Source organism: Bradyrhizobium sp. CSA112 (assembly GCF_029051645.1).
Lineage (GTDB): Bacteria > Pseudomonadota > Alphaproteobacteria > Rhizobiales > Xanthobacteraceae > Bradyrhizobium.
This window is the reverse complement of record NZ_JAACFS010000161.1, coordinates 1-412: the sequence shown is the minus strand read 5'-3', so window position 1 is coordinate 412 and position 412 is coordinate 1. Positions and strand designations below refer to the sequence as shown.

Below are 412 nucleotides of genomic sequence, written 5' to 3'. Positions count from 1 at the left end.
GTCTTCGCGTCATGGACGAAGCAGAGCCTGCCGAGCGGGTCGACGGTTGTCGAAAACCCCACCCGGCTCGCCTTTGTCGATGAGCCGAGCGACACCGTCGCCAACTCAACGATCGTGCCGGAGGTCACGGTGGCGGTGATGACGGCTGACGGCGGCGCTTTCACGACAGCCGGAACATCGATCACCCTGGCCATCGGCAACAACCCGAGCACCGGAGCGCTTGGTGGAACGATCACGGCCGCCACCGGCGCGAATGGTATGGCCGCCTTCACCACTGTCTCGATCAACCAGCCGGGAGTTGGATACACCCTGACGGCCAGCAGCCCGGGATTGACTCCAGGCACCAGCGCGGCGTTCACCGTGCTTGCACCACCGCTCCTCGGCGCAGCGCAGAACTTCTCCCTCCTGGGAG

The 412-nt window shown here is 65.5% G+C and carries 1 protein-coding gene; it reads left to right on the top strand.

The genetic code is table 11. The annotated features are described in order from the left end of the window. Positions 1-412, top strand: a 412-nt coding sequence (locus tag GWE18_RS42130; RefSeq protein WP_275191336.1) for a hypothetical protein, incomplete at both ends; no start/stop codon positions are given.